Consider the following 26,697-nt stretch of genomic DNA (forward strand, 5'->3'; position numbering starts at 1 on the left):
GGTCCAGGGTCAGGCGAGCGTCACGGTGATCTGGTGGGTGTGGCCGTTCTTGCCGCTGGTGTCGACGCGCAGCTGCAGTGCGGAGCCGCTGCCGAGCACGGTCACGGTGGCGTCCTTGGACACCACGGCGGAGACCGCGCGGTTCCAGGTGACGTCGACGCTGGTCTGCTGCTGGGTCGGGTTGGCGATGGACAGCGTCGCCGTGGTCCCGCTCTCGCGGACCATGACGCTGGCCGGGCCGGCGGCGGAGACGCCGCCGACGGTGCCGTTGCCGAAGAAGTTGACCGCGGTGTAGCCCAGCGAACCGATGCGCACACCCTGCTGGACGGCGCTGTTGGCGAGCACCTGCAGCCAGCCGGTGTCCGCGGCGCGGGCCGCGGTCGCTGTGGCGTCCGCGCCCGGCAGCAGGATGTAGGCGTAACCCGCTCCGGACGGGTTGACGCCGTGGTCGAACCACAGCGTCAGGTAACGCCGGGTGTGCTGCGTGGTGGAGCCCATCAGCGCGTTGATGTCGTGCCAGGAGCCGGTGCGCTGCGAGCGCAACGCCTTCACCGTCGCGCCGCCGGGGAAGACGTACCCCGCGAACCCGGCCAGGTTGGCCCAGCCCGCCCCGGTCAGGGTCGCCGACCAGCCGGTGGTGGACGGCTGTGTCACGCCGTCGACGGTGAGGGTGTGCGTGCCGCCCGAGCCCAGGTTTCGGTTCTCGACGATCGACTCGACGCCGGTGCCGTCGGCGCAGCCGATGCCCGCGCCCAGGCACACGATCGCGTCGTCGGCGAAGAACCACGACTTGCGCCCGCCCAGGGTCGACTGCAGGCCCCGGATGTCCATGCCGGCCACCGCGTACGTGCCGTCGCCCGCGCCGCCGACCCAGCTCGACGTCGGGCACGGCGCGCCGAAGTCGCCGCCCGCGCCGTCGGCGAGGGTCTTGGCCGACACCGTGGTCCCGGGCAGCCGGTAGGGGTCGACAGTGGGCCAGAAGGCGTCGCTGTACTGCCCGAGCGTCTGCTCCTTCCAGTGGTAGAGCATCCCCGAGCCGGTGTGCCAGCCGCGCTTGTTCTCGGTGTTGCCGTACGCGTAGAAGGAGATCCGGTGCGAGCTCATGCTCAGCGCCGCCGCCCAGCCCGCGCGCCGGTGGGTGACCCGGTCGGTGGCGGGGAAGACCCGGTTCGCGACCGGCTCGGCGAGCGCGGTGACCGCCGGGTCGCCGACGATGGCGCTGAGCCGGGCGAGCGCGGGCACGCCGAGGTTGGCGTTGCTCGTGTACGGCAGGAAGTAGTCGCGCTGGAGCCAGCCCTTGATCAGGCCCTTCCAGCGGTTGCGTTCGGTCGTGCTCGCACCCTGGGCCAGCACCGCGATGGAGTCGATGATGCCGTGACCGCGGACGTGGTCGCCGGTCTCCCGGCTGATCGCGCGGCCGGAGACGCCGTCCATCACCAGTCCGCAGTACAGGAACGGGGCGAAGGTCTTCTCGACGGCGTCGAACACGAGCTGCCGGTTCGGGTCGGTGACCGCCCAGGTGGACCCGGCCAGCAGCGCGAACAGGTTGGCCAGGCCGCCGAGCAGGACCGCGCCGTAGGAGCCGGCGTACGGGTGGCGCACGTGCTGGATGAAGGAGCCGTCGGCGTAGAAGCCGTCGCTGGTGGTCACGAGCGGGAACACCGGGGACAGGGCGTCGCGGGCCAGGGTCATCTTGGCGCTGTTCTTGACCAGCAGCCCGGCCATGAGGATCGACCGGCACAGGTCGACCCGGTTGGCGCTGGTGCTGGTGCCGCTGTAGGTCGCGACCCGGGAGTCGGGCACGAAGTGGAACACGGTGTTCGTGTAGTTCGCCAGCTGGGCTGGCGACAGGTGGCCGTACATGATGACGGCCAGGTCGGTGAGGTGATGCGCGGAGCCGATCTGGGTGTTCCACCACCAGTTGCTGTTCGGGTTGAAGGCTGCGTTGTAGACGTTGGCGTGGACGTGGTCCAGGCCCGCGACGATCTCCGCGGCCAGCGTGGCGTCGCCGGTGAGGCCGGTGCCGGGCTGGGCGTACGCCATGGCCATGGTCTTCAGGCGCGAGTAGGTGGCGCTGACCTGGTCGCCGTTGGAGGCGGTGTAGGGCAGGTCCGGCCAGAGTGCGGCGCTGGTCGGGGCCATGGTCGAGCGGAACGCCGTGGCGTCCGCGCCGCGGGTGGCCAGGCGTCCGGCGTAGAGCGGGTCGGCCGGGTTGTAGCCCGTGCCCAGGAGCATGTCGCGCCAGCGCAGGCGCAGGGTGTCGTATTCGTCGGCGGCTTGGGCGGTGCCGGGCAGCAGGGCCCCGGCGCCGGTCGCGGCGGCGGTGACGCCGGCGGCCTGCAACAGCCGGCGGCGGGACAGGGACGGGTGTGCCATGTGAGCTCCCAACATCTTTGTCAGGCGAGGGGTATGGCGGTGGACCGGACGGACGGCGGGCAACCGTCCGGCCGGGCACCGGTTGTCGTGCTCTTGCTGCGTCGACGCGCCCCCGTGGCGGCCGGGCTACTCGGCCTGGGCTGCCGCGTACTCCATGGCGAACTCCTCGGCGGCGGCCGCGCCGCCGTTGGCGTTGAAGTCCTTGACGATCGTGTCGAGGTCGGACACGGGGCGGCGGCCCCAGCCGATCGCGGCGATGCCGTCACCGATGATCTTGTTGAGGTTGCCGGCGTTCTTGCTCCACGACGCCGAGATCAGGCCGACCGACGGGTCCGCGGCGCTGGCGGGCAGGGTGGCCTTGGTGAAGTCGTACAGGCGCTGCGCGGCCTCCGGCTGGCCCGGGATGAAGATCGGCCACGGCGCGTCGCTGATGTAGCGCACCCCCAGCGCGGACGGCACCTCGGTGGTGGTCGCCAGGTCGGTCGGCTTGATGCCGATCGCGGCGTCGCGGGTGAAGTGCACACCCTCGATGCCGTAGTGCGACAGCTCGTACTCCTTGGTGCCGAACGGCGCGGCCAGGTAGTCGCAGATGCGCAGCAGCAGCTTGATCCGGTCGGCCGGGGCCTTCTTGAAAACGGTGAAGCCGAAGATGCCGCCGCTCTGCCAGTTCGCGCCGCTGCCGTAGGGCAGCGCGTAGTCGATCTCGAACCGGCCGCCGATCTTCGTGATGGTGTCCAGGCTGTACCCGCCGAAGCCCCAGAACTTGGAGGCGACGGTGCCGTTGAGGAAGTCCGCGGCGGTGTCCTTGGACAGGCTGTCCGGGTGGAACGAACCCTGCTCGACGGCCTTGCGGTAGGTCTCCACGGCCGCCTTGAACTGCTCGGTGGCGATGCCGGGCACGAACTTGTCGCCCTGGCGCACCCAGGCGCCCTTCACACCCTCGGACGCCGCGTAGTACAGCGCCTGGCCGTACGCGGTCAGCTCGCCCTGCGAGGTCGAGGTGCCGTACCTGCCGTTGCCGGACAGCGCCTTGAGGCCGGTGAGGAACTGCTCGCGGGTGGCCTGCTTGGGCACGCCCGCGGCGTCGAACGCGGTCTTGTTGATCAGCAGGCCGCCGGGCGACAGCGGGCGGCCGACCGGCACGCCGTAGATGCGCCCGCCGATGCGGCCCATCTTCTGCCAGGTCACGGTCGGGATGTTGGCCAGGTTCGGGTACGCCTTGATGGCGTCGCCGGAAAGGAACTCGGACAGGTCGGCGCACTGGGCGAGGATGAACTCGTTCTTGCGCGGGATGTCGTTGCTCATGATGATGTCGGGCAGGTCGCCGCTCGCCGTGATGGTGGCGATCTTCGCGGCCCAGTCGGCGGCCGGCACGACGGTGAGCTTCAGGTTGACGCCCAGCGCCTTGTTCAGCTCCTGCCACAGCTTGTTCTGCTCCACCGGGGTGGGCGGGGTGCCGTAGGTCAGGTAGACGGCCGTGACGTCGGACCCGTCGCCGACCTTGTCCTTGACCGACTGCGCCAGCTGCGCCGGGTACGTCTTGTACAGCGGCTGCAGGCCGGTGGCGTCACCGGGCGCGTCCGGGGTCGGGCCGCTGAACGGCACGTAGGCCGGCCAGTCGGCCAGGTCCTTGCCCGCGTTGCCGGCGTCGGCGACCGGGCCGCCTGAGCAGGCGCTCAGCAGGGACGGCGCGACGACCGCGGTGGCGGAGACGCCCGCGGCCTTGAGCAGCGCGCGGCGGTTGAACATGGTCATGCCCAGGTTCCTCTCATCAGACTTGCGAGGGGTGGTGCGAGGGAATGGTCGCGCTATTTCAGGTGATGTCCGGCACGCGCAGCGCGTCGGAGGTCGCACCGTCCGATCGGGACGGCGCGGGATCAGAAGTCAGGCTTTGACGGCGCCGGTCAGCACGCCCTTGACGAAGAACCGCTGCACGAACGGGTAGACCAGCAGGATCGGCACGGTGGCCAGCACGACCACCGCCATCTGCACCGAGACCGGTGCGATCTGCGCCCCGGCCTCACCGGTCGCGTCGGCCACGGTCAGGCCGCCGCTGGTGAACGAGCGCAGCAGCGTGGCCATCGGCCACATGCCGGAGTCGTTGAGGTAGATGACGCCGTTGAAGAAGTTGTTCCAGTAGGACACGGCATAAAACAGGCCGACCACCGCGATGACGGCCTTGGACAGCGGCAGCACCAGGCGGAGCAGGATGCGCAGCTCGCCGGCGCCGTCGATGCGGGCGGCCTCGATCAGCTCGGAGGGCACCGACTGGAAGAAGCCCCGCATCACGATCAGGTTGAACGCGTTGAGCAGCAGCGGCGCGAACAGCGCCCCGAACGTGTTCAGCAGCCCGGTGCCCTGCACGACCAGGAACAGCGGGATCATCCCGGCCGGCATCAGGAAGGTGAACAGCACCATCAGCAGCACCGGCTTGCCGCCGAACACCTGCGGCCGGGACAGGGCGTAGGCCAGGCCGATGGTCAGCGCCAGGCTCAGCGCCGTGCCGACCAGCGTCACCCCGAGCGACACGGCCAGGGCGCGCGGCACCATGCCCGCGGCGAAGATCCGCTGGTACGTCAGCGAGGTCCACTCCGACGGCCAGATCACGAAGCCGCCGTTGGCGACGACCTCCTCCGGCGGCGCGAAGCTGGTCGCGACGACGACCCACATCGGGAACACCATCAGCGCCACGATCACCGTGATCGCGACGGCCTTGGCCGCGGTGGTCAGCGGGGAGGGCCGGCCCATCCAGGCCGGGCGGTGGGCGTTGCTCATCGCGTGTACACCCCCTGCTCGCCGAGCCGGTGTGCGACCTTGTTGGCGGTGTAGATCAGCACCGCGCCGACCAGGCCCTTGAACAGGCCGGCCGCGGCGGCGTAGCCCATGTCGCCGCCCTGGAACGCGGTGAAGAACACGAAGGTGTCGATCACCTCGCCGGCCTCCGGGCCGACCGCGTCGCGCTGCAGGAAGAACTGCTCGAAGCCGACCGACAGGATCTCGCCGAGCTTGAGGATCAGCAGCAGCATCACCACCGGCCGGATGGACGGCAGCGTGACGTGCCACAGCCTGCGCCACCAGCCCGAGCCGTCCATCGCCGCGGCCTCGTAGAGCTGCTCGTCCACGTTCATCAGCGCGGCCAGGAAGATGATCGTCCCCCAGCCGCACTCCTTCCAGATCATCTGCACGATCACGAGCGGCTTGAACATCTCGGCGTTGCCGATGAGCTGCACCGGATCCAGCCCGGCCTGCGCCAGCCAGCCGTTGAGCACCCCGGCGCCGCCGAGCATCTGCGTGAACAGCGCCACCACGATCACCCAGGACAGGAAGTGCGGCAGGTAGACCACGCTCTGCACCCAGCGCTTGACCGTCGATCCGGCGATGCTGTGCAGCAGCAGCGCCAGCCCGAGGGCGGCCGGGAAGAAGAACAGGATCTGCAGCAGCGAGATGGTGACCGTGTTCGCCGTGGCGTTCCAGAACCGGTCGTCGCCGAGCAGGCGCTCGAAGTGCTGCAGGCCGACCCAGGGCGAGGTCCACACGCCCAGGAACGGGAAGTAGTCCTTGAACGCCAGCACGTTGCCGAAGGCCGCCCCGTACGGGAAGACGACCAGCCAGGCGATCCCCGGGATCATCAGCGCGACCAGCACCCCGTCGCGGCGCAGCCGGTGCCGGAGCGTCCCCGCGGGACGGGGGGCCGCAGCGGGAGGCGCGGGTTCCGCCGGCTGCTGCGCCGGCGGGTCTTCGACCGCCAGGATCACCATGTCTCTCCTCTCCGCACCACCAATGACCGCATGACATCCTGTCTGAACAGGCATTTCATGTCACGTCGCGTCGGAAAATGTGCGATCTTGCAACTTCGTGTGTGCACGGCGTTGCGGTTGCGTGAAATCTTGAGCGATCGTCACGATCGAAGTCAAGTCTTTCGGAAGACGTTTTCTTTCGCTGATCGTTCGGACGCGAGGGAGCGTTCTCTGCGCACGCGGCATGCGTGAAGGGCCCGCAGGCGTGCGCCTGCGGGCCCTTCAGCGTGTGACGTCAGCGGGGCAGCAGCCGCCCGCAGGAGACCCGCAGCCGCAGCTCCGGAAGCAGTTCGAGGTGCTGGCGCGGCACGCCTTTGCCGTCCGCGTCCAGCCGCTGCAGCAGCAGCCGAACCGCGGCCTCGCCGACGGCGTGCTTGGGCGGGGCGACCGCGGTCAGCGGCAGGTCGGACAGCGCGGCCACGTCGTCGTCGTACGCCACCAGCGCCAGGTCCTCCGGCACCCGCAGCCCGCGGGCGCGCAGCGACTGCACGATCATCAGCGCGTCGACATCGCCGACGACCAGCGCGGCGCTGATCCGGCGCTCGGCCACCGCCGCGGCCAGCGCGTCCGCGGCCGCCTCGATCCGCTCCGGCACCACGTCCCCGGCGTACAGCTCCAGCGGCTCGTGCGGGGCGGTCAGGCCCAACGCCGCCAGCGCCGCGTCGTACCCGCGGCGGACCTGCACCTGGGTGGCGCTGATGCCGGAGACCAGCGCGATCTGCCGATGGCCCAGCGAGGCCAGATGGCGCAGCGCCAGACCGGCCCCGGAGGCGTGGTCGGAGCACACCCGGTCCAGCTCCGCCGCCCGTGTGCCGGGCGTGCCACGCCGCTCCACCAGCACAGTCGGCACGTCCGGGCCGAACGCGTCCGCGCTGCCGGGGTCCTCTCCGGTGAGCCAGCTCGGCACCAGCAGCAGCCCGTCCGCACCCGCTTCGACCAGCCGCGCCGCCTGCAGCGTGTCCTGCTGCGGCTGGTAGTTGGTGACCGCGAGGACCAGGCGGCCGCCCGCCGCCGACACGGCGTCCTGCGCGCCGCGGATGACGTCGGCGAAGTAGTGCGTCGCCTGCGGCACCACCAGGCCGATCACCGCGCCCGCACCCGGCGCCGGCGCTCCGCCGCCCGCCGCGGTCCGGCCGTGCGGCCACGACACCGAGCCGCGCACCCGGTCCAGCCGGCCCTGCGTCGACAGCAGCTCGACGTCGCGCCGCAGCGTGACGGTCGAGATGTCGAGCTGCTCGGCCAGGTCGGTCACGCGCAGCGTGCCCGCGGCGCGGACCAGCTCCAAGATCCGCTCGTGCCGTTCCTCCACGGTGTACCGCATTGACTCTCTCCCCCAGTCCCTCTGCGCGCACGTGGTACCACACCGGCCGGTGCGCACACCACCCGGCGAGAATGATCGTACCGTCTTGACGATCGGAATTGCGATCGCTACTTTCGTTTAGCAAACGTTTACTACTGACCGAAGGGCGGCGCCATGCCCCGGCCGCGAGTGCTCGTCGCCATGGATCCCGCCGTGGTGCCGCACATCCTCACCCCGCGCATCCGCACCGCCCTCGAAGCGGTCGCCGAGGTCGCCGCCCCGCTGGCCGACGACTTCAGCCGCGCCGACGTGCGCGCCGCCCTGCGCGACACCGAGGTGCTGTTCACCTGCTGGGGCTGCCCGCCGCTGGACGAGACGGTGCTCGCCGCGGCACCGGCGCTGCGGGCTGTCGTGCACGCCGCCGGGACGGTGCGCCACCACGTCACCGAAGCCTGCTGGAGCCGCGGCATCGCGGTGACCAGCGCCGTCGACGCCAACAGCGTGCCGGTCGCCGAGTTCGCCGTCGCCGCGATCCTGCTGTCGAACAAGGGCGTGCTGCGCGCCCGCGACCTCTACCGCGCCCGGCGCGGCGAGCAGGTCGACTGGCGCGCCGAACTGCCGTACGTCGGCAACTACCGGCGCACTGTCGGCCTCGTCGGGGCCTCGCGCATCGGCCGCCGAGTGATCGAGCTGCTGCGCCCGTACGACCTGACGGTCCTGGTGCACGACCCGCACCTGGGCCTCGCTGACGCCACCGCGCTAGGGGTCCGCCTGGTCGGGCTCGACGAGTTGTGCGCGGCGAGCGACGTGGTGAGCATCCACGCGCCCGAGCTGCCCGCCACGTTCCACATGATCGACCGGGGACGGCTGAAGCTGATGCGCGACGGCGCGACGCTCGTCAACACCGCCCGCGGCTCGCTCGTCGACCAGGACGCGCTGCTCGACGAGCTGCTGACCGGGCGGCTCAGCGCGGTGCTGGACACCACCACACCGGAGATCCTGCCGCCCGGCTCACCGCTCTACGACCTGCCCAATGTGCTGCTCACCCCGCACTTCGCCGGGTCCATGGGCACCGAGGTACAGCGGATGGCCGACGCCGCGGTGGCGGAGGTGGCCCGATACGCCGCGGGGCTGCCGTTCGCCCACCCGGTGCGCCACGAGCAGCTGGCGCACAGCGCCTGACCCACACCGCTTGCCCGCGCCCTCCCGCAGTACGCCGATCGGTGGAGGGTGCATACCCCGACGGGTGATCGGCGGTCCGGTGTTCAATGATCCCGTGGGAATCGCGAGAAGCCGCCGGAATGCCGGCCGGATGCAACAGGAGTCGGCCTTCGACGGCGGCGGGGCGCTCGCGCCGCAGCCCGCTCGGCCCGAGCACGACCGGGCGTTCGAGGATCGCCCCGCCGAGGGCGAGCACTGGGGCCCCTACGCCCGCCGCCTGCAGGCGACCCGCGACCCGCGAGCGCTCCCGGCGCTGCTGGAGGCACACGACACGCTCCGCCGTGAGCCCCGGTTCTGCTGCGTCGGCGCAGTGCGGGCCGCGCTTTACGAGATCGCGACGGCGCGCGAGAACGCCGCCAGCGAACCGGTCGCCGACCTCGTCGACCGGTGGTGGAATTCCGCCGACCCGTGGGAGGAGATGGTCGCGGTCACCGCCCGCGCCGGCGGGCAGGAGGAGACGGAACGGCCCGCGCTGCTGGAGAAGGTCCGCTCGGCCCGGCCGACGGTGGTCACCGCGGCGATCGAGGGCCTGTGCGGCATGTCCGACGCCGACGAGATCGAGGCCCTGCGCGACGTCGTCAGCCGTCCCGACCCGAAGCTGCACTGGGCGCACCAGGCCGCGGCCCGGCGGCTCGCCGAGATCGGCGGCCCCGACGCCGAAGCCGCCCTGGCCCAGCGTTTCATCGACCCCGACGGCCTGTGGCGCGAGGATCCGGCCTGATCCCACCGCCGGCCGGTCAGACCAGCCTGGTGTACCGGTGGCAGGGCACCGCGATCGGTCCGCCGGACGAACGCGCGGGGTAGTCGAACGCGCCCTCGTCAGTCCAGCCCTCACGCTCGTAGAAGCGGCGGGCACGGGTGTTGCCGCTGGCCACCGCCAGCCAGGCTCGCTCGTGCCCGTTCTGGTCCACCTGCCGCAGCCCTTCGGCCAGCAACGCGCCGGCGACACCGGCGCCGCGGCGGTCGGCGGCCACGTACACCTGCTCGACCTCGTCGGCGACGACCATCACGAACCCGGCGACGGCGCCGTCCACCTCGGCCACCGTCGTGTCGGCGACCCGCTGCGCGGCGCGCAGGTCGAACGATTCGGGGGTGCGGATCGCGACCAGTTCCTCGGGCACGTGGCCGAGGTGGCCGTCGCGCCAGCCGTCCCTCCAGATCGCGCCGACCGCCGGCGCATCGTCGGTGGTCGCCGGCCGGATCCGGACGGTGTCGTCTCTAGTGATCATGTATTGAGCCTATCCGGGACGGCGTGCGGCGGCGCGTTGTGTCACATTGTCCAGCATGGATGCAGCCAGGAGGCGGACCCGCATCGGTGTGACCGGGCACCTGAACCTCACCGAGGACACCGCGGCCCTCGTCGGCGCGGAGCTGCGCGCGCTGCTCGCCGCGTACCGGCCGGCGGAGCTGGTCGGCGTGACCTGCCTGGCTGCGGGAGCTGACACGATCTTCGCCGAGGCCGTGGTGGCGCGCGGCGCACGCCTGGAGGTCGTGCTGCCCGCCGCCGACTACCGGGAACGGCAGGTCTCCCCGGAGCACGCCGCGGATTTCGATCGGCTGGTCGCCTGCGCCGCATCCGTGCGCGTGCTGCCGCACGAACATGCGGGCCGGGCCGCGTACGAGGACGCCAATGCCACCATGCTCGCCGGATGCGACCTGCTCGTCGCCGTCTGGGACGGGCAACCGCCCGCCGACCGGGGCGGCACCGCGGCCGTGGTCGCCCGGGCCCACGCGCTGAACCTGCCCGTGGTGGTGGTCTGGCCCGAAGGCGCACGCCGCGCCTGACCTCAAGACCGTCGGGCTTGCCAGGCAGGTGTGCGTATCCTGCGCCGCCATTCACACGGGTGCCAGGCAGGTCGAGCGATCCTGCGAGCGGGCGGAGGGCACGCGAGCACAGGTGGCGGCGGTGCACGATCGGGCGATCTTCCGAGGTGATCCCTGCCGGGTTCGGCGCGTGTCGGTGCTTTCGGCGGAGCCGCAGCGGGTGTCGCACGACATACTGTGGGGACCCGGAGCGGTCGTGATGGGACGGTCCGGGACGGGGAAGGCGGAGGTGGCGGCGTGTACGCGGTGATCGATGTGGAGACCACCGGGCTGCGCACGACCTGGCACGACCGGATCTGCGAGATCGCGATCGTGCACGTCGACGGGTCCGGCCGGATCACGGGCGACTGGTCCAGCCTGGTCAACCCCGAGCGCGACCTCGGCCCCCAGCACGTGCACGGCATCACCGCCGCCGAGGCCCGCCGCGCGCCGGTCTTCGCCGACCTGGCCGGGCAGATCGGCCTGCTGCTGCGCGAGCGGGTGATCGTGGCGCACAACCTCGCCTTCGACGCCGCGTTCCTGGTCGCCGAGTACTCCCGGCTGGGCCTTTCGGCCCCGGTCGGGCGCGAGTACGGCCTGTGCACGATGAACCTGGCCGCGCAGCTGCTGCCGTCGGCCGGGCGCAGCCTGCGCGACTGCTGCCAGGCGGCGGGCATCCCGCAGCAGCGGGCGCACAGCGCGCTCGACGACGCCCGCGCGGCCGCCGGGCTGCTGGCGCGTTACCTGCACCGGGTCGGCACGCCGCCGCCCTGGCAGCAGCTGGTGCTCGACGCGTCCACGCTGACCTGGCCGCCGCTGCCGCCGGCCGAGGCGATGCCGGTGGTGCGCCGCCACCCGCACGAGGCCGAGGAGCACTTCCTCAGCAGGCTGATCGAGCGGCTGCCCCGGGTGCCGGCCCCGCCGCAGGCCGACGACTACCTGTCGCTGCTGGACCAGGCCCTGCTCGACCGGCACGTCTCCGCGGTGGAGGCCGACGCGCTGGTGGAGGCCGCGTACGCGCTGGGGCTCACCCGCGCCGACGTGCTCGACCTGCACCGGCTCTACCTGCAGGCGCTCGCGGCGGAGGCCGTCGACGACGGCCGGGTGACCGAGATCGAGCGCGACGACCTGCACACCGTCGCCGCGCTGCTCGGCCTGGACCGCGCCGACGTGGACCGGGCGCTGGACCCCGACGGCGAAGACCCGCACCGCCGCACCACCCGGCCGCTGCCGGCGCCGGCGTTCCGGCTGCTGCCGGGCGACACCGTGGTGTTCACCGGGCAGACCGCCGAGTCCCGGGAGCTGTGGGAGGAGCGCGCCCGCATCGCCGGGCTGACGGTGGGCCGCACCGTCACCCGCACGACCCGGCTGCTGGTGGCCGCCGATCCCGACACCATGTCCGGCAAGGCCCGCCAGGCGCGCCGCAACCGCATCCCGATCGTGCACCCGGGCGCTTTCCTGAGCATGCTCGTGGCGCTGCGCGTCGCGGAGTAGCCGAACTGTGTTGATCACCACCCCGTTGCCGCCGTAATTGCGTTGAGCTCGGGTGGGGCGGCCTTGCATGCTGGGGACCAGTTCAAACCAGCTGCAAGGGGCCTGCCATGCGTCTGTTCCGTGACCTGTGGGCCACGTCCCCTCGCCGTACCCTGGCGGTGCTGGTGCTCATCGTGGCCGGGGCGGCTGCGGCCGCGCTGTCCGCGGCGCTGGCCGGCACCGTGCTGGTGGACCGGTCCACGCTCGCCTTCACCGCGCTGGCCACGGCGCTGACGGTGGTCGTGCTCAGCGACCTCGTGCTCAGCCTGATCATGGCGCGGCTCACCGCCGACTGGGCCGCCGACGTGCGCCGCCGGCTGTGCCGGGTCGCGTTCGGGCAGAGCCTGCCCGCGCTGGAGGGCACCCCGGTCGGCGAGCTGCTCGACCGCATCGACGGCGACGTGTACCAGGTGGGCTCGCAGCTGCGCGGCAGCGGGGTGCGCCTGGCCCAGTCCGGCGCGGTGGCCGTGCTGTCGGTGGTGACGGCGTTCGTGGTGTGGTGGCCGGCCGGTCTGGCCATGCTCGTGCTGTCGGTGGTGCTCGGATTCGGGCTGCGCAAGCCGACCGGCGCGATCGGCCCGGCCCGCATGCACGAGGAGGAGGCCTGGTCGGACCTGGCCGCCGTGCAGGAGGAGTCGGTGCACGGCCAGGACGACGTGCGCACCAGCCTGGGCCGGCCGTACGTGCTGCGGCTCTACGCCCAGCGCTCCGCCGAGGTGCTCAGACGGGGCCGGCGGGTGTGGGCGCTGTCGTCGAAGGTCAGCACCATCGCCGGCGGCGTGACCAGGGCGGGCATCGCCGTGCTCGTGCTCGGCGGGGTGTGGGCGCTGTCCGCGGGCCACCTCGACGCGGCCCGGCTCACCGGCGCGTGGCTGCTGGCCCTGGCCTTCGGCGGCACCGTCGAGCAGGTCAGCCGGATGCTGCCGGAGCTGCAGCACGCGCTGGGCGCGTGGGCGCGGGTGCAGCTGCTGCGCGACACCCCGCAGGAGCCGACCGGCGGCACGGCGCCCGCCACCGGCAACATCGAGGTGCGCGGGCTGACCTTCCACTACTCGACCGACCGCCGCCGCCCGGCGCTGCGCGAGCTGGATCTGACCTTCGCGCCGGGGCGCTCGTACGCCCTGGTCGGCCGGACCGGTTCGGGCAAGTCGACGCTGGCCAAGGTGCTGACCAGGGCCGTCGACGTGCCCCGGGGCACCGTGTTCCTGGGCGGGGTGGACCTCAACGACCTGGACGTGGAGTCGCTGCGGCGGTGGGTCGCGATCGTGCCGCAGCGCACCGAGATCCTGGCCGGCACGCTCGCGGAGAACATCGCGCTGTTCGACCCGGAGCTGATCGGCGCGGCCGGGCAGGCGATGGACGAGCTCGGCCTGGCCTCATGGGTGGACACGCTGCCCGACGGCCTGGCCACGAAGCTCGGCGAGGGCGGCCAGAAGCTGTCGGCCGGGCAGGAGCAGCTGGTCGCGTTCGCCCGCATCCTGGTCCGGGACCCGCAGGTGGTGATCCTCGACGAGGCCACCGCTCGGATGGACCCGGTCACCGAGTCACGGGTGCAGCACGCGGCCCAGCGCCTGCTGAACGGCCGCATCGGCGTGGTCATCGCGCACCGGCTGTCCTCGGTCCGCGACTGCGACGAGGTCGTGGTGCTGGCCGACGGCCGGGTCGTGGAGGCCGGGCCGCTGTCGGAGTCGGAGCGGTTCGCGCAGTTGCTGGCGACCAGCCACAGCAGCGCGGCCGACGGCGAGCTGGTCCTGGCGACCGCGTACGGCCTGGAGTCGGCGGCCGAGGGCGCGGCGGGTGACGGACCGCCGGGCGCCGTGGCAGGCCCGGCTCAACCGGCCGGCGGCGGACCCGGGGCGGACCTGATCGCGCTGCCGAAGGCCGATCCGCCGCCGCTGCCCGCGCCGCAGCGGGTGCGCACCCTGCGCGAGATCTTCCGGCTGACCGTCAACGACTTCCGCTTCGGCCAGGTCTCGGTCGCGCTGTTCACCGTCATGGTGCTGTTCGGCCTGGACGGCACGGTGCTGCCGTGGCTGTGGGCCGATGTCGTCGACGGCTCCGGCAGCCCGTGGTGGCCGGCGGTCGGCATCGTCGCCGGGCTCGCCGTCACCACGCCGGCCGGCTACTTCGCGGGCCTGTGGTATCCGGAGTGGTGGGTCCGGCAGATGCTGCGGATCAACCTGCGCCTGGTGCACGGGCAGACCGGGCCGCGCCGGGTCAGCGCGCACACCCCGGCCGAGGTCGTCGCGCAGGGCGGCGACAACGAGCGGGTGGTGATGCTCGCCGACAACCTGGTCGACCAGACCATCTGCGTGGTCATGATCGTCGCGATGACGCTGGTGTCCGGCTCGATCGTGCCGGCGCTGTTCTTCGCAGGCACGATGGTGGTCTCGGCGCTGGCCGCGTCGGTCTTCGCGCCGGTGCTCAAGCGTTCGGCCGCGCACACCGTGGCGGCGCGGGCCGCGTTCGCCACGTTCCTGGTGTCGTCGCTGTCGTCGGCACGCACGGTCAAGCTGGCCGGGGCGACCCGGCCGGTGCTGGGTCGGCTGGCCGATCTCGACGCCGCCCGCAGCGAGCGCCAGCGCCAGGAGATCGCCATGCAGGTGTGGGCGCGTTCGACGCCCTCACTGCTGGCGGGTCTGCTGCCGATCGCGGTGTGGGCGCTGTTCATGGCGGGTGACCTGGGTGCGGGTGCGACCCTGGTCGCGGTGTCGACGCTGGGCTCGGCCCGGTGGTTCGCCTGGACCACGGCCTCGCTGGTCTCGCAGCTGCCGTCGGCACGGGTGTGGACCAGGCGCACCGTGGCGATGGCCGGGGTCGGCGCGTACTCGGCGGCCGTGCCGGGCGTGGACCTGTCCGCGGGCACCGCCCCGGGGCCGGTGGCCGCGCCGCGCAACCCGCTGCACCGGCTGGAGCTGTCCAAGTTCGGGGCGGTGCACGAGGACGGCACGGTCGGCGTACGCGGCATCGACCTCACCGTCGAGCGCGGCGACCTGGTGCTGGTGCTGGGCCCGGTCGGATCGGGCAAGTCGTCGCTGCTGCGGGCCCTGGCCGGGATCGTGCACCACGACGGCGCGCTGCTGTGGAACGGCGACCGGGTCGTCGAGCCGGAGCTGTTCCTGCGCCCGAACCAGGTCGGGTACGTGGGCCAGCTGCCGCGGGTGCTGTCGGGCACGGTCGGCGACAACATCCGGCTCGGCCACGACGTCGACGCGGCCCAGGCGGTGGCGACGGCGCAGCTGGAACACGACCTGGCCGCGGCGGGCAGCGGCATGGAGCTGCTCATCGGGCACAAGGGCACCCGGTTGTCCGGCGGTCAGCTGCAGCGGCTGGCGCTGGCCCGCGCGCTGGCGCCGGGCACCGAGCTGCTGATCGCCGACGACGTGTCGTCCGCCCTGGACGTGACCACGGAGCTGGCGCTGTGGCAGGCGCTGCGGGCGCACGGGCTGACCGTGGTCGGCTCGACGTCCAAGCGGGCGGCGCTGGTGCAGGCCGACCACGTCGTCGTGCTGATCAACGGCGAGGCGGCCGCGCAGGGCTCGTGGGACGAGCTGGAGGCGGGCTGGGGTCACCTGGCCGGTTGAGCGCGCAACGTGGGAAGCCCCGGCTGGGAACGGCCGGGGCTTTCCGTATGTCCTGGCACGTGCCAACTTGAACGCAATCTCAGTTAAGCGTATTTACAGTTAGGACTGTTTAATTTATGTTTTCGTGAACGAGTGTCGATGTCTCCTCTCACGACACCGGCACTCGCCCCACCCGGTCCGTCCATCCCGCACAGAAGCGAGGAGGAGACATGAGAAAACGGATCGTTCTACCCGTCCTGTCCATCTTCACCATCCTGGTGTCCGGCATGATCGCCACCCCGGCGAGCGCGCACGGGTACATCTCGTCCCCGCCCAGCCGGCAGGCCAACTGCGCCCAGGGCCGGGTCACCGGCTGCGGTGACATCGTCTACGAGCCGCAGAGCGTCGAGGCCCCCAAGGGCTCGCTGCAGTGCAACGGCGGCGGCAGCAGGTTCGCGGTGCTCAACGACAACAGCAAGAACTGGCCCGCGGCCTCGGTCGGCAACAACGTCACGTTCAACTGGGTGCTCACCGCCCGGCACCGCACCAGCACCTGGGAGTACTTCGTCGGGAGCACCCGCATCGGGGTGGTCAACGACAACGGCGCCCAGCCCGGTGCGACGGTCTCGCACAACATCAGCCTCGGCGGGCGCACCGGCCGGATCCTCGTGCTGGCCCGGTGGAACGTCTACGACACCGCGATGGCGTTCTACTCCTGCGTGGACCTCCAGGTCGGTGGCGGCGGCGGCAACCCGACGCCGCCTCCGACGTCGCCCTCGCCGAACCCGCCGCAGTCGCCGCCCCCGGCCAGCCCGCCGCCCGCCGGCGGCACCTGGGCCGCGGGCACCGCGTACGCCGTCGGCGCGACGGTGACCTACGGCGGGCTCAGCTACCGCTGCCTGCAGGCGCACACCGCGCTCGCCGGCTGGGAGCCGCCCAACGTGCCTGCCCTGTGGCAGCGCATCTGAGTCCCACCTGACCCGGTCCGCGGCTCACCCGAGCCGCGGACCGGCCCCCGGACCACCGCCGCCCCGGTGCCCGCCATGAGGAGCCACCCGCACATGAAGCGCTTCGTCCTGCTCGCCGTCGCCCTGGTGACCCTGGCCGCCTGCGACGCGCCGCCCGGCGTCACCGCCCGCCCGTCGTTCGCGCCGCCGTCCGGGTCGCCGCCGCCGGCGCTGTCGGAGTCCGGCGGGCACAACGACACCGACGTGATGTTCCTGCAGATGATGGCCGCGCAGTACGGTCCCGCCGCCGAGCTGCTGAGGCTCGCCGCCGCCCGCACCGAGAACACCCAGGTGCGCACCCTTGCCGCGGCGATGGACGTGACCCAGGCCGACGAGCTGACCGCGGTGCAGGGCTGGCTGAAGGGCTGGTCGCAATCGCTGACCCCGGCCGCCGACCCGAGCCTGCACGCCGGACACGGCGGGCTGCCCGCGACCGGGCCGGACGAGATCAAGGCGCTGCGCGACGCCTCCGCCGCCGACTTCGACAAGGTCTTCCTCAACCTGCTGATCGGTCACCAGCACCAGGCCGTCGAGTATGCCCGGATGGAGCTGACGTCCGGCGTCAATCCGCAGGTGCTGGAGTTCGCCACCCGCGTCGACCAGTCCCGCACCGCTCAGGTGACCATGATGCTCGGCCTGGTGTCCGGCTGACCGGTCAGGGCAGCACCCGGCGGGCCGCCTCGGCCGACCACTCGACCAGCATCAGTGTCGCGTCGTCGCGCGGCGGCCCGTCCCGGAACGCGGCGACCCGGTGCGCGAGCCCGCGCAGCGTCTCCGGAGCCGGCAGCTTCGCCTGCGCCGCCTGCTCGGTGAGGTCGGCGAGCCGCTGTACGCCGAACATCTCACCCCACTTGTCGCTCGCCTCCACGATGCCGTCGGTGTACAGCAGCAGCCGGTCCCCCGGCTCCAGAATCTCCTCGGCGACCTCGATCGCCGCATCGTCCAGGCCGAACGGCAGCCGCTGGCCGCCGGTCAGCTCCCGGACCGCCCGGCCGCGCCGTAGCAGCAGCGGGGCGGGGTGGCCCGCGCTGATGTAGCGCAGCCGCCCAGTGCCGGTGTGCAGCTCGCACAGCAGCCCGGTGACGTAGGCGTCGTCGAACTGGTCCCGCAGCGCGTCCTCGACTGCCCGCGCGATCGCGTACAGGCCGCCATCGGCACGCCGGGCCGCGCGGATCGCGGCCAGCGCGGTCACCGTCATGACCGCCGCGCCCAGTCCGCGGCCCATCCCGTCGAGTACGCAGAACCAGGCGATCTCGTCGTCGAGCGCGTAGTCGAACGCGTCGCCGCCGATGTCGTAGTGCGGTTCCAGCACCGCGCTGAGCACGAGCCGGTCGGAGGTGAACGTCATCGGCGGCAGCGTCGACAGCAGCAGCTCGCCCGCCACCGTCATGGGCCTGGTCCGCCGGACCTGCTGCAGCGAGTCGCCGTAGGGCATCTTCACCGCCAGCAGGTGCCCGACCAGGCCCACGTAACTCTCGCACCAGTCCTGCAGCGCCTCGATGTCGCAGTCGTCACGGCGCAGCACGATCTCCACCACGCCCAGGCGCTCGGTGCCGTCCACCAGCGGCACCCACAGCCGGCCGCCCACCCCGCCGCCGACCCGCTGCGTGTCCACGGTGGTGAAGGCACGCCCGGCGACGGTGCCCTCCACGCCCAGCGGGCCGACCGGCTGCTTGCCGTGCTCGGCCAGCGGATGCAGGTGACGCTGCTCCTCGTCGACCAGGTAGCAGGTGGTCTCCATGCCGAGCGGACGCAGCGCCGCGCTGACACACTCGGCCACCTGGTCGTCCTGCGCCTGCTGGGTCAGGTGCAGCAGGTCGAGCAGCGCCGCGTGCCACGGGTCGTACGTCACCTGGGTCATCCGAGCACCTCGCCGTCCCGTCACGTGCACGGCCGGCGTCGAACAACCTCGCTCCCCCGTGCATTCCCTGACGTTCCCGGGCGGCCACCTGCTCAAACACCGCCCACAGCGCCGCCCTGCCGGCGGGAGCCGAGGGCGGGCAGCGTCGCCGCGGCCACGGCCAGCACGAGGCACACGCCGACGGTCGCGGCCAGCGTGCCCCAGGGGACCACCATGGGCACCGCGACGCCGAGTTGCGCGCTCAGCCCGCGGGCGAGCGCCGCCAGCGCGGCGACAGCGACGGCCAGCCCCAGCACCGCCCCGGTGGCGACCACGGCCGCGGTCTCGGCGGCCAGCATCCCCAGCACCTGGCCGCGGGTCGCCCCCGACAGTCTCAGCACCCGCAGGTCCGCGGCCCGGCCGGAGGTGGACATGAGCATCGTGTTCACCACCGCCAGCAGCCCGAACCCGGCCGACACCCCGATCAGCAGGGCGGTGAACACCCATACCAGCCGGTCGTCGGCGTCCTGGCCGCTCGCCGCGTAGGCGGCGGCGCTCAGCGGGCGCGCGCCCAGGCCCGCGAGCGCGGCCCGCGGGACGGGTTGTCCGGAGTAGACGACGAGGGTCAGCGCCGACGGGTCCATGGCGCGCACCGCCGCCCGGTCGAGCAGCACGGAGGCCGGCAGCGGACCGCCGGCGAGCACGGCGACCACCCGCAGCGTGACCGGCTCGCCGTCCGGGCCGGAGACCGGGTGCATGCTGCCCACGGCCCACCCCGCCTGCCTGGCGAATCCCTCGGCCACGGCCACCGCCAGCACCCTGCCCGCCGGCCCCGCGGGCACGACCCTGTCCGCCGGACCCGGGGGCGGGGCCGAGCCGACGGGGGTCGCCAGGCTCGCGGCGGCGAGACCGTGCAGGGCGGACAGGCTGCCGTCGGCGACCGCCAGCAGGGCGTGCTCGGCGGGGGTGATGCCGGCGGCGGGTAGCGGCTCGGTTCCGTCGTACAGGGTGGTGGGCAGGGCGGACAGGCCGCCCGCGGCGGCGACCGCGGCGTCGGACAGACCCGGTGTGCCGTCGGGGACGACCACGGCCGTGGCGTTCGCGGCGGTGACCCGGTTGAGGCCGTAGTAGGCGGTGGTGGTCTGCACCATGCCACCGATCAGGACGGTGAACGCCACGCAGAGCAGCACCGGCGCGGCCGTGGACGCGGACCGTCGGGCCGCGGTGCCGACATGCTGGCGCACCAGCAGCACGATCGCGCCCCGGCCGCCCGTGAACGGCATGGTCAGCAGCCGCACCGCCGGTGGCAGCAGCAGCGGGGCCAGCAGGCTGCCCGCGGTGACCAGCGCCATCGCCGCGTACAGGGCGTAGGTGCCCAGGTCGGCCCCGGACGCCCGGGTCGCGGCGACACCCGCGGCGACGGCAGCGGCCAGCGCCACCCCTCCGGCGAGCAGCCGGACGAGGGTCACCGGCCGGTCGTCGACGGCCGCCGCCCGCAGCGCCGCCAGCGGCCCCACCCGTGCCGCCCGGCGGGCCGCGGCCCAGGCCCCCACCAGCGCCACCAGCACCCCGGCAACCATCGCGGCAACCGGGACCACCGGCTGGTACAGCACGGTGAACGACGCCGGCTCGAACCCGGTGCGGATCAGCCAACCCGCCACCGGCCCGGCGGCCAGCAGGCCCACCGGGACTCCGACCGCGCCGCCGAGCAGGCCCAGCAGCAGCACCTCGCCGAGGACCCAGCGCCGCACCTGCCGCGGCACCGCCCCGAGCAGGCGCAGCAGGCCCAGCTCCCGCTCCCGCTGCCGCGTCGCGAACGCGAACGTCGACGCGACGATGAACACCGACACGAATACCCCGAGCGCGGACAGGGCGGACAGCACCTGCATGCCGATCCACCGGGTGCGGGCGTCCCCGACCGGCTCCAGCGCGCCGCGCGCGTCGCCGGCCAGCACCACCCCGTCCGCCCCGACCGCGGCGACCGCCGCCGCGGCCACCGTGGCGGCGTCGGTGTCCGCGCCGGTCAGCAAGCCGATCACCTGAGCCGCGCCGCGAGCATCCGCCACACGGTCGCCGACCCAGATCCCGGCCCCGTCGGCGGTCCCCGTCACCGTGAACGTCTCCGGCCCGCTCGCCGTCAGCAATTCCACCCGCGCTCCCGGCGGGCTGTCGAACGCCGCGCCGAGCACGACCTCACCGGCGGCGGCCGGGGCCCGGCCCGCCCTGAGCCGGTGGCCGCCGAGCGCGGCGGCGGACCAGTTGTAGGCGTCGTGCTCGCCCGCGACGGGCCGGCCGTCGCGCAGCAACTGGGCGTGGAAGCGGTGCACGGGCACGGCTGCCGACACCTCGGGCAGGGCCGCCAGGCGGGCGGTCAGCGTCGCCGCCTGCTCCTTCGGCCACGGCCGCGGTTCGGTAAACGCCTCCGGAGCAGCCGGCGGCACCGGACGGATCAGCACAGGGCTCGCCGCGTACCGGTCGGGGGTCACCGGGCGGGCCGAGACGAGCAGCAGGCCGCACACGGTGAGCACAGCGACCGCGACGGCGAGCGTCATCAGCGTGCCGAGCAGGCTGCGGTGGCGCTCCCGCAGCGAGGCGAGCGCGATCATGCGGCCACCGCCCCGCGGGCCAGCCGGGCGGCGATCCGCGCCGGGTCCGCGCCGGTGATCTCGTCGACTAGCTGCCCGTCGGCCAGCACCAGCACCCGGTCGGCGGCCGCGGCCGCCACCGGGTCGTGGGTCACCATCACCACGGTCTGCCCGTGCTCGTCGACCAGCCGGCGCAGCGCAGCCAGCACCACCGCCGACGACGTGCTGTCCAGCGCCCCGGTGGGCTCGTCGGCGAACAGCACCGCAGGCCGGGTGATCAGCGCACGGGCGATGGCGACGCGCTGCTGCTCGCCGCCGGACAGCTGCGCCGGGTAGTGCCCGGCCCGCTCGGCCAGGCCGACCTCGGCCAGCGCCTGCGTGACCGCCGCGGCCTGCGGCGCACGCCGGGCCAGCCGCAGCGGCAGCGCCGTGTTCTGCGCCGCGGTCAGCGCGCCCACCAGGTTGTACGCCTGGAACACGAACCCGATCCGGTCCCGGCGCAGCAGTGTGCGGGCGTGCTCGGACAGCCCGGCCAGGTCGACGCCGTCGATGGTGATCTGCCCGCTGTCGACGGTGTCGAGCCCGGCCGCGCACTGCAGCAGCGTCGACTTGCCCGAGCCGGACGCGCCCATCACCGCGGTGAACGTGCCGCCGGCGAACTCCGCGCTCACCCCGTCGAGGGCGGTGACCGCGTTCGCTGCGGTCCCGTACGTCTTGCGGACCGCGTGCAGGCGGACCGTCGCCGTTGATGTCATGCGACCACCCCACCGGAACGCGGGGCTCGGCACACGGGTGCGACGGCGAGGATCCGGACTAGTCCCAGCACTACTGTGCCGCCCATCGGCGCAGGCTAGGGTCGTGCCGTGACCACCCGCACCGCCCTGTCCGCCGCCGCGACACCGCCCTGGCGGCTGGTGCGTACGGGGTGGCCGTGGCGGTCGCTGGCGTACCTGGCCGCAGGTCTGGTTCCGGCGGCGCTGCCGATGGCTTTGCTGATCGGGATCGAGCTGCTGCGCCCGGGGCGCACCGCGCTCATCGGGCTGCTGGTCGCCGCACTGCTGGTCGTGGTGGCCGCCGGTCCGCTGATCGCCGGGTTCGACCGGCGGCGGCTGCGCCTGGTCGACGACCGCCCGCTGCCGGCGCGCCCGCCGCTGCGGCTCGCCGAGCCCAGCACCTGGCGCGAGATCGGGTACGCCGTGCTCAGCGCCTGCGTGGCCTGGTGGCTTGACCTGGCCGTCGTGCTGTTGTCGCTGCTCCCGCCGCTGATGCTCATCTCGGCCCCGCTGCAGCCCTCCGGCCCGGGTGCCGAGCTGCCCGCCGACCCCTGGTTCGCCGCGCTGCTGTGCGCCGCCGGACTGATCATGCTGCCGCTGGCCGCGTACCCCATCACCGCCTGGGCCGGGGCGCGGGGCGCGATCGCCCGTGCCGTGCTGGCCCCGTCCGACACCGACCTGGTCGAGGTCATGCGCTCCCGGCAGCGGCTGGCCGCGGGCTTCGACTCCGAACGCCGCCGCATCGAACGCGACCTGCACGACGGAGCGCAGCAACGGCTCGTCGCGCTGAGCGTCACACTCGGCCTGGCCCGGCTGCAGGTCACCGACGACCACACGGTCGCGCCGCTGCTCGACGACGCGAAGCAGCAGACCGCCGCGGCGCTGGCCGAGCTGCGCGAGCTGATCCGCGGCGTACACCCGCAGGTGCTCAGCGACCGCGGGCTGGCCGCCGCGATCCGCGACATCGCCGGCCGCTCCCCCGTGCCCGTCGAACTCGACCTGCGCCTGGACGGGCGGCTGCCCGCCCCGGTCGAGGCCACCGCGTACTTCGCGGTCAACGAGGCGCTGGCCAACCTGGCCCGGCACAGCAGCGCGGCCGGCGGCCGGGTCAGCGCATGGACGCAGGACCGGCGGCTCATGCTGGAGGTTCACGACGACGGCGCGGGCGGCGCCGACCCGGCCCGCGGCACCGGGCTGACCGGCCTGGCCGACCGGGCCGCGGCGGTCGGCGGACGGCTGCTGCTGGCCAGCCCGCCCGGCGGGCCGACGCTGCTGCGGGTGGAGCTGCCGTGCGAACGCTGAGGGTGGTGCTGGCCGAGGACTCGGTGCTGCTGCGCGAGGGCCTGACCAGCCTGCTGCGCCACTTCGGACACGAGGTCGCCGCCGCGGTCGCCGACGCTGACGCGCTGCGCGAGCAGGTGCCGCTGCTGCGGCCCGACATCGTCGTCACCGACGTGCGGATGCCGCCCGGCTACAGCGACGAGGGGCTGCGGGCCGCGCTGGCGTTGCGCACCGAGCTGCCGGACCTGCCGATCCTGGTGCTCAGCCAGTACGTCGAGCAGACCTACGCCGCGGAGCTGATCGACGCGGGGCGGTCGGCAGGCACGGGATACCTGCTCAAGGACCGGATCGGCGAGGTGAGCGAGTTCGTCGACGGCCTGGTCCGGGTCGCCGACGGGCACACGGTGCTCGACCCCGAGGTGGTCCGCCAGCTGCTGGACCGCCGCCGCGACCCGCTGCACCGGCTCACCCCGCGCGAGCGCGAGGTGCTCGGCCTGGTCGCCGAGGGGCGTTCCAATGCCGCGATCGCCCGCCGCCTGGTCGTCACCGAGGCCGCGGTGGCCAAACACATCGCGGGCATCCTCGCCAAGCTCGACCTGCCGCCCGACGCCGACGACCACCGCCGGGTGCTGGCGGTGCTGGCCTACCTGCGTGGGTGAGACTCAGCTCCGGGCCGCGAGGCCGCCGGCGTCACGGCCGCAGGGTGGCCCGTGCGATCGCGCCCGGCTCGGATCCCGCCTCAGCTACGGCGACGCCGTCGCGAGCCCAGATCGCCGAGCCGCCGGCGGCCCGGTCGAAGCCGCCGCCGGTGGAGCCCGCGAAACTCGCCGCGGCGACCCAGACACCCCGGTCGGCGGCGACGCGCCGGGCCCGGTCGGGTGTGTGCGGGGCGTGCGCGTGGTCGAGCACCGAGGCGACGTACACGTCCATGCCCAGTTCCGCCGTCGCGGCGTCATGCTCGGGGAACGCGGTGTCGCGGCAGATCGCCAGGCCCAGCCGCCAGCCGTCGACCTCGACCACGGCCGGGCTGTCACCGCAGCTGAACCGGTCCTCGGATTCGTGAACGTGGACCTTGCGGTACGCGACCCGCGCCCCGCCGCCCTCCACCGCCAGCGTCGCGATGTAGGCGTGGCCTGCCGTGTCCCACACGGGCGCGCCGGCCAGGGCCAGCGTGCCGGTCTCGGCGCAGGCCTGCACGAGCGGGCCGAGCCGCGGGTCGTCGGCGGTGATCGCGGGCGCGTCGAGCTGGTAGCCGGTGAGGGAGAGCTCGGGGAACACCACCACCCGGGCGTCGGCGGCGCGCACCGCGGCCGCGTGCTCCACGGCGTTGGCCGCCACGTCGTACGCCACGATCAGCGGCTGCGCCACCGCGATCACCAGCGGCCTGCGTTCCACCGGCACTCCCCGCTATCGAATAGCCGTCAACGTGCATCCGGCAGTCATTCACCTCACGCCACCGGGTCCGGGCACAGCGTAGTCCGATCAGGTTACGCCGAACGGAGCGATCGACCGCCATCACCTAACGCGATCGCGCTCACACATGGAGTCACTTAGTCGGCCCGTACCGGATAGTCAAGCGTTGTTGGCTTCGATATTCATCGCTTTGACTCTAGGCACACCCAGCAGCCGTACGCCGCCGGCACACCGCCGGACGCCGCAGGCTGCCCGAAAGGATGTGCCAGATGTTGCACCTGCACAGGCGGAAGGCTACCCACCGGTGGGGCTTGAGTGTCCTCACGGTGGCCGCCCTGGCGGCGTCGGGCCTGCTCTCCCAGCCGGCTCCCCCGGCGCACGCCGCCGATCCCGGCGTCGAACCGTCCGCCGTCACCCGCACCCTGCCGCCCGGCGGCTCCGCCACGATCGCCAAGGTCGTGCACACCCCGGCGGTGCCGCCGAACCCCGACATCGTGTTCCTCGCCGACACCACCGGCAGCATGGGCGGGGCCATCGCCAACGTGAAGACCAACGCCGCCGACATCATGACCGCCGTCAGCGGTGCGCAGCCCAGCGCGCAGTTCGCGGCGGCCAACTACAAGGACGTCAACGACACTCCGCCGTTCGCCGTCAACCAGGGGCTCACCGCGAACCAGGCCCTCGTGCAGACCGGCATCAACGCGTGGAGCGCGGGCGGCGGCGGCGACATCGCCGAGGACGGCCTCAACGCCCTCTACCAGCTCGCCACGGGCGCGGTCACGTTCCGTCCCGACGGCACCCGCATCGTCGTCATCTTCGGCGACGCCGTCTCCCACGAGCCGAGCATCGGCCACACCCGCGCCCAGGTCATCGCCGCGCTCCAGGCGGCCGACGTACGCGTGGTCGCGGTCAACGTCGGCGCGGGCGGCCTGAACCAGGGCGGTCAGATCCAGGCCGTCACCGACGCCACCGGCGGCGTGTTCCTGGACAACGTGCCCGCCAACCAGGTCGCCGACGCGATCCTGGCGGGCATCCAGGCCATCGAGGTGACGGTCACCCACAGCGTGGACTGCGACGACGCCCTGTCGGTGTCGCTGTCGCCCGCGTCGCGGACCGTGACCAGCGGCGACGACGCGGCGTTCAGCGAGACCGTCGAGGTGGACGGTGAGGCCGCGGGCGGGACCTTCCAGTGCGAGGTCGACTTCCTCGTCGACGGGACCAGCCGCGGCTACGTGCAGACCCTGACCGTGCACGTGCCCGGCCTGAGCGTGTACGACGTGCAGGTGAACGAGGGAGCCGGCACCGTCGACTTCACCGTCACCCTGTCCAGCCCGGCTCCGTTCCCGGTGAGCGTGAGCTACGCGACCACCACCGGCAGCGCCGGAGCGGGCGACTTCACCGCCAAGTCCGGCCTGCTCACGTTCTCCCCGAACGAGACGCTCAAGACGGTCACCGTGCCGATCACCGACGACACCGCCGACGAGCTCAACGAGACCTTCAAGCTGGGCCTCAGCTCGCCGAGCGGCGCGGCGCTGACCGACCCGTCGGGCGAGGCGACCATCGTGGACAACGACCGCGACGGCGTCTTCACCTGCTCGGCCACCGCCCTGAACCTGGCCGGCCAGGTCTCGGCGCAGGCCAACCCGGCCAACTCGCCTTGCGTGGACGCCACCTCGACCGGCCCCGACAACACGCTCAACGCCGGCCTGGTCACCGTGAAGACGACAGGCTTGTCCGCGGGCACCAACCTGACCCCCGACAACCTGAGCACCGCGCCAGCGGCGGGTGACAAGGCCGTCTCCACGTCGGCCGCGGGCTCCACGAAGATCACCGTCGCGGGCCTGGTCACCATCGAGGTCGGCTACATCAACTCGACCGCCTCGGCGACCTGCGTGGCCGGACCCGGCGGGCTCGCCCCGCAGTTCACGGGCTCGTCCACCATCACCAACCTGAAGGTCAACGGCGCGACGGTGACGGTGGGCAGCGGCCCGCTCACCATCCCGCTGGTGGTCGGCAGCCTGAAGCTCAACAGCACCACCACCACCGCCACCGGCGTCACCCAGCAGGCCCTGCTCCTGGACACCCTGCTGACCGACGTCGTCATCGGCGAGTCCAAGGCCGGCATCACCGGCTCCTCCACCCACCCGACCGGCACTCCCTGCCGCGCCTGACGAAGGAAGGGCACCTTCACATCGCTATACGTTG

The 26,697-nt window shown here is 73.1% G+C and carries 20 protein-coding genes; 10 read left to right on the forward strand and 10 right to left on the reverse strand.

Annotated elements, in window-relative coordinates:
• Positions 1-9 precede the first annotated feature (9 nt).
• The 5 genes from F6W97_RS37230 to F6W97_RS37250 all read right to left on the reverse strand — a co-directional run bounded on the left by F6W97_RS37230 (position 10) and on the right by F6W97_RS37250 (position 7,494).
• Entirely contained in the window at positions 10-2,376 is a 2,367-nt protein-coding gene (locus F6W97_RS37230; RefSeq protein ID WP_196279502.1) for a polysaccharide lyase 8 family protein, read from the reverse strand.
• 126 nt (positions 2,377-2,502) lie between these two features.
• A complete protein-coding gene (locus F6W97_RS37235; protein WP_155375291.1) occupies positions 2,503-4,131 on the reverse strand; it encodes a type 2 periplasmic-binding domain-containing protein in 1,629 nt (542 codons plus the stop codon).
• 129 nt (positions 4,132-4,260) lie between these two features.
• Positions 4,261-5,151 (reverse strand): carbohydrate ABC transporter permease, encoded by an 891-nt coding sequence (locus F6W97_RS37240; RefSeq protein ID WP_155375292.1) that lies wholly within the window; start codon positions 5,149-5,151, stop codon positions 4,261-4,263.
• A complete protein-coding gene (locus F6W97_RS37245; RefSeq protein WP_230687290.1) occupies positions 5,148-6,134 on the reverse strand; it encodes an ABC transporter permease in 987 nt (328 codons plus the stop codon). Before F6W97_RS37245 ends, F6W97_RS37240 begins: the two co-directional genes overlap by 4 nt.
• Before the next feature lie 274 nt (positions 6,135-6,408).
• The gene (locus F6W97_RS37250; protein WP_155375293.1) at positions 6,409-7,494 is read right to left on the reverse strand and encodes a substrate-binding domain-containing protein; all 1,086 of its coding nucleotides are present in this window, start codon (positions 7,492-7,494) and stop codon (positions 6,409-6,411) included.
• Positions 7,495-7,647: 153 nt separating this feature from the next.
• Between F6W97_RS37250 and F6W97_RS37255 the strand changes: the two genes are divergently transcribed.
• Together F6W97_RS37255 and F6W97_RS37260 are read left to right on the forward strand one after the other, a co-directional pair.
• The gene (locus F6W97_RS37255) at positions 7,648-8,655 is read left to right on the forward strand and encodes a hydroxyacid dehydrogenase (protein ID WP_155375294.1); all 1,008 of its coding nucleotides are present in this window, start codon (positions 7,648-7,650) and stop codon (positions 8,653-8,655) included.
• A gap of 130 nt (positions 8,656-8,785) precedes the next feature.
• Positions 8,786-9,415, forward strand: coding sequence for a HEAT repeat domain-containing protein (locus F6W97_RS37260; protein WP_155375295.1), 630 nt, complete (start codon positions 8,786-8,788; stop codon positions 9,413-9,415).
• Between the two features lie 16 nt (positions 9,416-9,431).
• On the opposite strand, the gene F6W97_RS37265 is transcribed toward F6W97_RS37260, so the two are convergent.
• A complete protein-coding gene (locus F6W97_RS37265) occupies positions 9,432-9,923 on the reverse strand; it encodes a GNAT family N-acetyltransferase (RefSeq protein ID WP_155375296.1) in 492 nt (163 codons plus the stop codon).
• Positions 9,924-9,978: 55 nt separating this feature from the next.
• Here F6W97_RS37265 and F6W97_RS37270 point away from each other — a divergent pair, with 55 nt between their 5' ends.
• The 5 genes from F6W97_RS37270 (at position 9,979) to F6W97_RS37290 (ending at position 17,251) form a co-directional block, all read left to right on the forward strand.
• On the forward strand, positions 9,979-10,479 hold the full coding sequence (locus F6W97_RS37270; protein WP_155375297.1) for a hypothetical protein: 501 nt from the start codon (positions 9,979-9,981) through the stop codon (positions 10,477-10,479).
• A gap of 276 nt (positions 10,480-10,755) precedes the next feature.
• On the forward strand, positions 10,756-11,991 hold the full coding sequence (locus F6W97_RS37275) for an exonuclease domain-containing protein (RefSeq protein WP_155375298.1): 1,236 nt from the start codon (positions 10,756-10,758) through the stop codon (positions 11,989-11,991).
• 107 nt (positions 11,992-12,098) lie between these two features.
• Positions 12,099-15,614, forward strand: coding sequence for an ABC transporter ATP-binding protein (locus tag F6W97_RS37280; RefSeq protein WP_155375299.1), 3,516 nt, complete (start codon positions 12,099-12,101; stop codon positions 15,612-15,614).
• Between the two features lie 209 nt (positions 15,615-15,823).
• Positions 15,824-16,561, forward strand: coding sequence for a lytic polysaccharide monooxygenase (locus F6W97_RS37285; RefSeq protein ID WP_155375300.1), 738 nt, complete (start codon positions 15,824-15,826; stop codon positions 16,559-16,561).
• A 93-nt stretch (positions 16,562-16,654) separates the two neighbouring features.
• The gene (locus F6W97_RS37290) at positions 16,655-17,251 is read left to right on the forward strand and encodes a DUF305 domain-containing protein (RefSeq protein ID WP_196279503.1); all 597 of its coding nucleotides are present in this window, start codon (positions 16,655-16,657) and stop codon (positions 17,249-17,251) included.
• 4 nt (positions 17,252-17,255) lie between these two features.
• Here the strand turns inward: F6W97_RS37290 and F6W97_RS37295 are convergent, their stop codons facing one another.
• The 3 genes from F6W97_RS37295 to F6W97_RS37305 all read right to left on the reverse strand — a co-directional run bounded on the left by F6W97_RS37295 (position 17,256) and on the right by F6W97_RS37305 (position 21,780).
• Entirely contained in the window at positions 17,256-18,461 is a 1,206-nt protein-coding gene (locus F6W97_RS37295) for a PP2C family protein-serine/threonine phosphatase (RefSeq protein WP_155375302.1), read from the reverse strand.
• Positions 18,462-18,553: 92 nt separating this feature from the next.
• Positions 18,554-21,046 (reverse strand): FtsX-like permease family protein, encoded by a 2,493-nt coding sequence (locus F6W97_RS37300; RefSeq protein WP_196279504.1) that lies wholly within the window; start codon positions 21,044-21,046, stop codon positions 18,554-18,556.
• Complete coding sequence (locus tag F6W97_RS37305) at positions 21,043-21,780, reverse strand: ABC transporter ATP-binding protein (RefSeq protein ID WP_155375303.1); 738 nt, start codon at positions 21,778-21,780, stop codon at positions 21,043-21,045. Before F6W97_RS37305 ends, F6W97_RS37300 begins: the two co-directional genes overlap by 4 nt.
• Before the next feature lie 108 nt (positions 21,781-21,888).
• Here F6W97_RS37305 and F6W97_RS37310 point away from each other — a divergent pair, with 108 nt between their 5' ends.
• Both F6W97_RS37310 and F6W97_RS37315 read left to right on the forward strand, forming a co-directional pair.
• Complete coding sequence (locus F6W97_RS37310; protein ID WP_155375304.1) at positions 21,889-23,100, forward strand: sensor histidine kinase; 1,212 nt, start codon at positions 21,889-21,891, stop codon at positions 23,098-23,100.
• A gap of 2 nt (positions 23,101-23,102) precedes the next feature.
• On the forward strand, positions 23,103-23,738 hold the full coding sequence (locus F6W97_RS37315; protein ID WP_230687308.1) for a response regulator: 636 nt from the start codon (positions 23,103-23,105) through the stop codon (positions 23,736-23,738).
• 31 nt (positions 23,739-23,769) lie between these two features.
• Here F6W97_RS37315 and F6W97_RS37320 read toward each other — a convergent pair whose 3' ends face one another.
• Positions 23,770-24,474, reverse strand: coding sequence for a carbon-nitrogen hydrolase family protein (locus tag F6W97_RS37320; protein WP_155375306.1), 705 nt, complete (start codon positions 24,472-24,474; stop codon positions 23,770-23,772).
• Between the two features lie 329 nt (positions 24,475-24,803).
• On the opposite strand from F6W97_RS37320, the gene F6W97_RS37325 reads away from it, so the two are divergent.
• Positions 24,804-26,663 (forward strand): Calx-beta domain-containing protein, encoded by a 1,860-nt coding sequence (locus F6W97_RS37325; RefSeq protein ID WP_230687291.1) that lies wholly within the window; start codon positions 24,804-24,806, stop codon positions 26,661-26,663.
• Positions 26,664-26,697 lie beyond the last annotated feature (34 nt).

This window comes from Catellatospora vulcania (assembly GCF_009720385.1).
GTDB classification, from domain to species: Bacteria; Actinomycetota; Actinomycetes; order Mycobacteriales; family Micromonosporaceae; genus Catellatospora; species Catellatospora vulcania.

Bases quoted from the DNA above. Each gene is read 5' to 3' on its own strand.
- F6W97_RS37290 (WP_196279503.1), top strand. From the start codon at position 16,655: ATGAAGCGCTTCGTCCTGCTCGCCGTCGCCCTGGTGACCCTGGCCGCC.
- F6W97_RS37295 (WP_155375302.1), bottom strand. From the start codon at position 18,461: ATGACCCAGGTGACGTACGACCCGTGGCACGCGGCGCTGCTCGACCTG.
- F6W97_RS37265 (WP_155375296.1), bottom strand. From the start codon at position 9,923: ATGATCACTAGAGACGACACCGTCCGGATCCGGCCGGCGACCACCGAC.
- F6W97_RS37235 (WP_155375291.1), bottom strand. From the start codon at position 4,131: ATGACCATGTTCAACCGCCGCGCGCTGCTCAAGGCCGCGGGCGTCTCC.
- F6W97_RS37230 (WP_196279502.1), bottom strand. From the start codon at position 2,376: ATGGCACACCCGTCCCTGTCCCGCCGCCGGCTGTTGCAGGCCGCCGGC.
- F6W97_RS37255 (WP_155375294.1), top strand. From the start codon at position 7,648: ATGCCCCGGCCGCGAGTGCTCGTCGCCATGGATCCCGCCGTGGTGCCG.
- F6W97_RS37240 (WP_155375292.1), bottom strand. From the start codon at position 5,151: ATGAGCAACGCCCACCGCCCGGCCTGGATGGGCCGGCCCTCCCCGCTG.
- F6W97_RS37300 (WP_196279504.1), bottom strand. From the start codon at position 21,046: ATGATCGCGCTCGCCTCGCTGCGGGAGCGCCACCGCAGCCTGCTCGGC.
- F6W97_RS37305 (WP_155375303.1), bottom strand. From the start codon at position 21,780: ATGACATCAACGGCGACGGTCCGCCTGCACGCGGTCCGCAAGACGTAC.
- F6W97_RS37250 (WP_155375293.1), bottom strand. From the start codon at position 7,494: ATGCGGTACACCGTGGAGGAACGGCACGAGCGGATCTTGGAGCTGGTC.
- F6W97_RS37270 (WP_155375297.1), top strand. From the start codon at position 9,979: ATGGATGCAGCCAGGAGGCGGACCCGCATCGGTGTGACCGGGCACCTG.
- F6W97_RS37285 (WP_155375300.1), top strand. From the start codon at position 15,824: ATGAGAAAACGGATCGTTCTACCCGTCCTGTCCATCTTCACCATCCTG.
- F6W97_RS37260 (WP_155375295.1), top strand. From the start codon at position 8,786: ATGCAACAGGAGTCGGCCTTCGACGGCGGCGGGGCGCTCGCGCCGCAG.
- F6W97_RS37245 (WP_230687290.1), bottom strand. From the start codon at position 6,134: ATGGTGATCCTGGCGGTCGAAGACCCGCCGGCGCAGCAGCCGGCGGAA.
- F6W97_RS37280 (WP_155375299.1), top strand. From the start codon at position 12,099: ATGCGTCTGTTCCGTGACCTGTGGGCCACGTCCCCTCGCCGTACCCTG.